At 34.3% G+C, this 6,994-nt stretch carries 9 protein-coding genes; 5 read left to right on the forward strand and 4 right to left on the reverse strand.

What is annotated here, in order from left to right; translation table 11 throughout:
• Positions 1 to 304: 304 nt before the first annotated feature.
• The 5 genes from BIV59_RS20385 to BIV59_RS20405 all read left to right on the forward strand — a co-directional run bounded on the left by BIV59_RS20385 (position 305) and on the right by BIV59_RS20405 (position 4,760).
• Positions 305 to 796: a 2,4'-dihydroxyacetophenone dioxygenase family protein gene (locus BIV59_RS20385; RefSeq protein ID WP_071353300.1), complete on the forward strand. Its 492-nt coding sequence runs from the start codon at positions 305 to 307 to the stop codon at positions 794 to 796.
• A gap of 193 nt (positions 797 to 989) precedes the next feature.
• On the forward strand, positions 990 to 1,742 hold the full coding sequence (locus tag BIV59_RS20390) for a glucose 1-dehydrogenase (RefSeq protein ID WP_071353301.1): 753 nt from the start codon (positions 990 to 992) through the stop codon (positions 1,740 to 1,742).
• Positions 1,743 to 1,975: 233 nt separating this feature from the next.
• Entirely contained in the window at positions 1,976 to 3,304 is a 1,329-nt protein-coding gene (locus BIV59_RS20395; RefSeq protein ID WP_071353302.1) for an MFS transporter, read from the forward strand.
• A gap of 179 nt (positions 3,305 to 3,483) precedes the next feature.
• Entirely contained in the window at positions 3,484 to 4,485 is a 1,002-nt protein-coding gene (locus BIV59_RS20400) for a zinc-dependent alcohol dehydrogenase (RefSeq protein WP_071353303.1), read from the forward strand.
• Positions 4,486 to 4,529: 44 nt separating this feature from the next.
• Positions 4,530 to 4,760: a hypothetical protein gene (locus tag BIV59_RS20405; protein WP_071353304.1), complete on the forward strand. Its 231-nt coding sequence runs from the start codon at positions 4,530 to 4,532 to the stop codon at positions 4,758 to 4,760.
• Between the two features lie 435 nt (positions 4,761 to 5,195).
• Here BIV59_RS20405 and BIV59_RS23025 read toward each other — a convergent pair whose 3' ends face one another.
• The 4 genes from BIV59_RS23025 to BIV59_RS20420 form a co-directional block, all read right to left on the reverse strand.
• On the reverse strand, positions 5,196 to 5,369 hold the full coding sequence (locus tag BIV59_RS23025) for an aspartyl-phosphate phosphatase Spo0E family protein (RefSeq protein ID WP_083392290.1): 174 nt from the start codon (positions 5,367 to 5,369) through the stop codon (positions 5,196 to 5,198).
• 143 nt (positions 5,370 to 5,512) lie between these two features.
• On the reverse strand, positions 5,513 to 5,950 hold the full coding sequence (locus BIV59_RS20410; protein ID WP_083392291.1) for an NUDIX domain-containing protein: 438 nt from the start codon (positions 5,948 to 5,950) through the stop codon (positions 5,513 to 5,515).
• A gap of 133 nt (positions 5,951 to 6,083) precedes the next feature.
• Complete coding sequence (locus BIV59_RS20415) at positions 6,084 to 6,290, reverse strand: hypothetical protein (RefSeq protein ID WP_071353306.1); 207 nt, start codon at positions 6,288 to 6,290, stop codon at positions 6,084 to 6,086.
• Positions 6,291 to 6,702: 412 nt separating this feature from the next.
• The gene (locus BIV59_RS20420) at positions 6,703 to 6,870 is read right to left on the reverse strand and encodes an aspartyl-phosphate phosphatase Spo0E family protein (RefSeq protein WP_071353307.1); all 168 of its coding nucleotides are present in this window, start codon (positions 6,868 to 6,870) and stop codon (positions 6,703 to 6,705) included.
• Positions 6,871 to 6,994 lie beyond the last annotated feature (124 nt).

Raw genomic sequence — 6,994 nt, forward strand, 5'->3', positions numbered from 1 at the left:
TGTGCAACTTTGCACGATTTAATACCAGGTTTAGAAAATCTTACAATTACAAACTAGTTTTGCATATTCAATAAAAGGTATTCAATATGCAAATATTAAAAACTCTAAATGTTGCGTGCAACCTTGCACACTTTATAATAAAAGTTTTCGGGAAGCTCCGAAATAAAACAGTGGAATTACGTCACAATTGCGTCAAAATTACATCAGAAAAAGTTGGCACGTTAATTGCATTATAAATAATGAAAACATTTTGGTGTCGTATTTTGTAAGCACTTACAAAAAAGTAAAAATTGGAGGAGAAAAAATGTTAGCACTAGATTTAAATCAGTTTACAGAAAAATACACTTTACCGGATCAAGCTATTGATGTGAACGAAATTCCATGGGTACCAACCTTTGAGGGATCAGATGAAGTCTATTTTAAGCCAATTCGCTTTGATTTAACTACAGGAAATTGGATTCATATTTCTAAGTTCAAAGCAGGGAAAGGAAATACACGCCATAAACATACAGGTGGACCAGTATTTGCTTATACTCTTAAGGGGAGATGGAGGTACCTGGAAAGAGAATGGATTGCAAAAGAAGGTTCTGTGGTTTTTGAGCCACCTGGGGATATCCATACTCTTGTCGTAGATGGTGAAGAAGATATGGTCACGCTGTTTAGCCTTAGCGGAGTAATTCAGTATTTTGATGAAAAGGGCAATGTCATCTTAAATGATGATATGTTTTATAGAATGAAACGATATCACGATTATTGTGAGCAAAATAATATCCCAATTAAAAATTTATCTTTTTGATAAACAGTATCTTTAATAACTCTAATGCAAAACTTAAAAAATCCCCTTTTTTACAAATGTTTTACAAATAAGGGGATTTTTCTAAACTCATATATTTTTTAATAGGTACGTTATTTTAAGGATAAAGAAGGGTTGGGAAACTTCTCAATATGGATTTTATTTTATGGAGACTGTATCCGAAAGGGAGAAGAATATGTTTGATTTGTCTGGGAAAACGGCATTAATTACTGGAGGGAGTGGCAGTTTAGGAAAAGGCATATCTCGTGCTTTGGCCTCCGCTGGAGCAGAAGTAATTATTGCGGGAATAGAGCCATTGGAAAAGTTATTGAATATTCAAAAGGAATTTATAGATAGCGGGTTGAAGGCCTCTATTATGAGACTAGATGTATCCGAGTATGAACAAACACAGTCTTTAACTGAAAACATTAGAAATGCTTATGGGAAAATTGATATTCTAGTTAATGCTGCTGGAACCAATGTCCGTTGTTCCATTTTAGAAACTACTCTGGATGACTGGGAAAAAGTGATTAATATCAATCTTCGAGGTGCTTTCTTTGTATCTCAGTCTGTAGCCCGTCTTATGTTTGAACAGAAAAAGGGGAAGATCATTAATATATGCTCATTATCTAGTTATATTGGTTTACCTAACATGGGACCATATGTCGCTTCTAAGGGAGGCATAAATCAACTTACTAAATCTATGGCCATTGAATGGGCTTCCTGTATCCAGGTCAATGCTATTGCTCCCGGGTATTTCCAAACAGAAATGACTGCACCACTTTTCAAAAATGAAGAATGGTTGAATACTATCTTGAAACGGATTCCTCAAGGCAGGACAGGTGTGCCGGAAGACCTGGCTGGAGCAGCAATTTTCTTGGCCTCTGATGCTTCGAATTATATAACAGGGCAAACTTTATATGTTGATGGCGGATGGGTAGCATCTTAGGTTTTATCTTTTATATCTGAGATACAAGCAATTATATATTAATTACAAGACTAATAGATATAACTTATTAATTCTGAATATTTTGATTAATTATTATTAGATTATCAAATTAATCTAGATTAATAAAGCCAAAGAGAAAGGTAATATCCCTCCTTATTTCAAGGGTTGAGAAAAGAAAGGCATTCATCATTTTTACCGTGAATTTATTTTTTGAAATTTTTGGAGGTGTGTAAATGAAATCTCAAGATAAGTTAGATGAACTAACACGTAAAAAACAAGTAAAAAAAGCAGCAATTGCTAGCCTTGTCGGAACTTCCATTGAATGGTATGACTTTTTTCTTTATGGAACGATGGCAGCATTAGTTTTTCCTAAATTGTTCTTCCCAGCGTCTGACTCTTACATTGGAGTACTACAAGCTTTTGTAACACTTTTTGTTGGGTTTCTTGCACGTCCAATTGGAGCAATCGTCTTTAGCAACTATGGGGATCGTATTGGACGAAAGGCAACGCTTGTAACCACCCTTATGTTGATGGGAATCAGTAGTATGCTTATGGGAATGATACCAACTTATGAGAGTATAGGTATATTTGCGCCTATCTTACTGGTAGTTTTGAGATTTATTCAAGGAATAGGTGTTGGTGGAGAGTGGGGTGGATCTGTTGTACTTTCCATAGAATGGAGTTCGAAAAAACGCCGAGGGCTAATGGGAAGTATGACACAACTAGGTGTTCCAATTGGTGGCTTAATATCCACTTTTGTTGTTTCGCTGTGTATGTTTTTTACTGGAGATAGCTTTGAAACATGGGGGTGGCGAATTCCTTTTCTATTAAGCCTTTTACTTTTGACTGTTGGTCTTTTTATTCGTCTTGGTATCAAAGAATCTCCAGAATTCTCCAAAATGAAAGAGGAAAAACGTGAAGCTAAACAACCAGTCCTAGAAGTAATAAAAGAACATCCTGCTAAAATTATACTAGCAGCTTTTTCCCGGTTATCAGAACAGGTACCATTCTATATCTACACAACCTTTATCATTTCATACGGGACAGAACAAATTCATTTAGATAAGCAGTTTCTAACAAACGCTGTATTACTAGTCTCAGTTGCATATCTAATTATTGTACCTCTTTCCGCCCATTTATCTGATAAATTAGGCAGAAAAAAAATGTATTTGATTGGAAGCTTTATAACATTCTTATTTGCATTACCATACTTTTATCTAATTAATACAGGTGAACCCAACTTAGTTTTACTAGCTATTGCCCTTTCAGGTATTGGACCAGGTATGGTATATGGCCCGCAAGCAGCTTTAATTGCAGAAAGTTTTCCGGTACACCTTCGTTTTAGTGGATCATCTTTAGCTTATCAGTCAGCTTCCATAATTGGAGGGGGAGTTGCTCCTATGATTTCTGTCTTTCTATTACATGAATTTGGAAGTACAGTTTCTATTAGTTTGTATATCATGATTTGTTCCATTATTGCTATTAGTTCTGTATTATTGCTTTTTAAAATTCCGAGTAAAAAACAGACAAGTCAGGAAGAAGCCCAAACAAATTTGATATAACATAAATTGAATCAGAAAACATTCTTAAATAAAAGTTTGACTCCTGAGTTCCTATAAGGGGAAGACAGGCGTTGACCCTTTTTGGATTCTAATGATGAACAAGAGAACTATACAACCAGATGGAAGAGTAAAAGCATTGTTTTCCTATTTTAATTAAATTATAGAATACAGGTGATTAAATGTTAACCACAGTCAAAACGGAGAGTTTAAGAGAAATAATCATAGAGGATCAACCTATACCCGAGTTAAAACCTGGTGAAATACTAATAAATGTGGAATATTGTGGAGTTTGTGGAAGTGACTTGCATGCGTATAACCACTCCAAAGGGTACGAGTTTGTAAACAAGCCTATAATATTGGGGCATGAAATTTCAGGGAAAGTGGTTCAAACTTACGATCCCAATTCAAAAAACTTAATAGGAAAAAATGTAATTGTTGAGTCCATGCACTATTGCGGTAATTGTGATAATTGTAGAGATGGCCGATATTCTATTTGTGAGAATATCCAAGTGATTGGCTTGCATTTCAACGGGGGAATGGCTGAATTTGTAAAAACCAAAGAAAGATTTGTTAAAGAAATCCCTAATGAATTGTCTCCTAATATTGCCGCGTTAAGTGAGCCAATGTCTATTGCTGTTCATGCGGTTGAAAAGGCTGGTGAAATTAACGAAAATCATGTTGTTCATGTTCAAGGGCCAGGAATTATTGGATTCTTCGTTGGGCTTGCTTGTGTTGAAAAAGGGGCAAAAGTGATAATATCTGGACTTGAAAGCGACTATAAAAATCGCCTTTCAAAATGTTTTGATTTTGGGATGACTCCACATATTATAAATAAAGGAAGCCTCAATGCAAAAGTGGATGTTTTGTTTGAATGTTCTGGTTCAAGCGCAGCAGCCCAAAGTGGCTTTAATAGTTTGAAAAAGGGCGGGAGGTCCGTATTTGTTGCTTTATTCGAACAAGAAACAAATCTCTTTTTGACACAACTTGTAAGAAATGAATGGCCAATTATTACAAGCTACGGATGTGATCCTTCTGATTACACCACTGCCTTTAGACTATTAAGAAAATATGAAGCGCAGTTAAACCAGGTTATTAGTTTTTATCCAATTGTTAAAGTAAATGAAGCGTTTAATGATAGTTTAAATCAAGATGTTCTTAAGGCAGTACTTTCAATTGATTAACAGTATTTTAAAAGGCAAGGCATCGCCAGTGGAGGTATAAATATATGTGGGCAATCACTTTATTTTTAGATGATACTACAAAAATATATGAATTTAAAACAGAAAAAGAGGCAATGGAATATTTCAAGAGGATAGAAGGTTATAAGATTCTTTCAGAAATAGTTTATTCAAATGATATATTAGAAGAATCAGATAAGCCTTGCTTATTACCCTTGCATCAACTTTTTCTTATATACTTGTTCTCGGAACTCTTGAAGTTAAGGGAGATGCTATAGCAGCATTTATAGGATTTATTAAGATCTGCACCTGAAGAAATGATACAAAAGGAGCTTCTTCAATCTGATATTGTGGTTGCATGGAGATTTTATATATGTATTCTTTATACTAGTAACTAATCGCCTTCATTGTTAGGTGCTTGGCTTCAAACTTTTTATTTTGGTATCTTGGGGATTGCCATACTAAATTTGATATTTATTTTGATTCACACCGATATTCCTCAGTGCTTTTTCTCATTTAAAGTCAATTAACCTCTATCATTTGTCATGCTGTTTCTAAGTGCCTTTCATATTAAATGGTATTAACTTTAGTTTAAGACTTGAAATAAGACAACGAGTAAGTGGGAGTTTGAGAAGAGGTGTTCTTAATCTATCGAGGGCAATTGTTCAATATGAGCAATTGCTTTTTTTCTAACGTTTCAGTTTCAGCTTTTGTTAATTAGAAATATGTTTATTCCACTTTGATATATTTGTATTTAAATTAAGAAGGTAATCAAGTTCCTGGCTTTTTCTTACAGTAACTGGAGAGGACAATCCGTATTTCAATCCTGCTTCAATCATTTTACCTCTATGTGTTTTAATCATTTCAGTTAATAAAAGAACAGTCATTAGTGAATCCTCATTTCAAAGGTATTTATAATATATATCGGTATGTTTTATGGAGCATTAATATAGATTTTACAATTTTTTGCAGATTTTATAGGTGAATTAGCAGCCGAAAGGTCCGGGGAAATGGATAAAAAGAAACTTTTTCATTCAGCCAATAAACCTGCTGCCTTATTCACCGCCCAGCGTTGATGTTCATGTGTTAATGCTTTTACAGCATCGCTTGGAATTGCCCATTCCAGGATATGGTCTTTTTCAATAGGATCGCATAATTTTACTCCTAATTTACACAGATAGAAATCTCCAACCGCCAAATAGTGTGCAGAATACCTTGTTGAATAATGATAAAGCTGTGCTTTTCCAATATGTTCACCGATTATAATGGAGTAGCCCGTTTCCTCTATAATCTCTCTTTTGAGAGCGTCAAGAGGGGTTTCGTTTAATTCAATTCCGCCACCTGGCAAAAAAAACCTTTCCTGTATCCGGATAATTGCAATTTCATTTTTGTTGTTAAATATTAACCCATAGCTTCCTTCACGTTTAAGATAATTGATATTCGTCTCTTTGGTGCCAAAAGTTTGCATATGAATTATGCAGCTCCCTTAAACTTTTTTTACATAATATCTCATTATTTAAATCAAAACAATTTTTTGTCTTTGATTGTACCTGTAAATTACTTCCTGCAATAGGAATTTCGTTTACAGTACGTTGAACTTGCTAATTTTTTTGCTTTTTTGCTTCTTTATAACTGATAAAGCCAAATAAACTGCAAACTATGATAGGAACTCCGCAAAATATAGCTGTTTCAGATACCAATCCTTTTGGGTACCCGCCGATTATAAGGAAAAAATAGCCCGCTACGATCAAGCAAAAGAAAATAGCAATGGCTGCTAGAAGTAAGGGACCGCCAATTAAATTTTTCACTTTTTCACTCCTTGCCAATATTAAAGAATTACATATAAGTTTTCCTGATTGAGAAAATTTATGTTCTCAATAAATGGAGAACTTCTTATTGGCTCTGGAGGGTCGGAACCTGTTCGCTGATTCCCCGCCGGAGCCGAGCGCGGGCGGATACTTTCAGGTAAACAAAATCCAACTTAACAATGTATTTTAACAAAGCCTTGGATTGCAAAAATTTACTTAGGAGAAATAATGAATAAAGGGGAGCGTTAGAAGAGAGTCTGCAAAGTTTTATTAAAAACAAACTATTTAAGAATTAGAATGATAGTAAGCAAACTTTTGCGGGAAGTAGGAATAAATTTATGTATGTGCACGTTGATATTTAATAATAAAAATTTGTAAGCATTCACGGATCTATCCTAAATACTATATAATATCAGACTGCATTTGCTTTGAAAAACGTCTGGTCATATTGATTTAACAGCCGGTCAAGTTCCTGACTGTATTTAAGTGTAATATTTGAATTTAAACCATTCTTAGAAACAATGAAAATAAGCTCTGTTCGTTTTTCTTCAATTAGATCAAGGAACTCTTTTTTGTTCACAGCTGTTTTTTCCTTTCTGAAACCCAAAGAAAGATATGGGACATAGTATGTATTGCAATTGTAAATAATGTATGATTATTACAATTATAATGTTTTGTGGTAATTAATTCAAATGGTTCTAATC

The organism is Bacillus sp. MUM 13 (assembly GCF_001866725.1).
GTDB lineage: Bacteria > Bacillota > Bacilli > Bacillales > DSM-1321 > Peribacillus.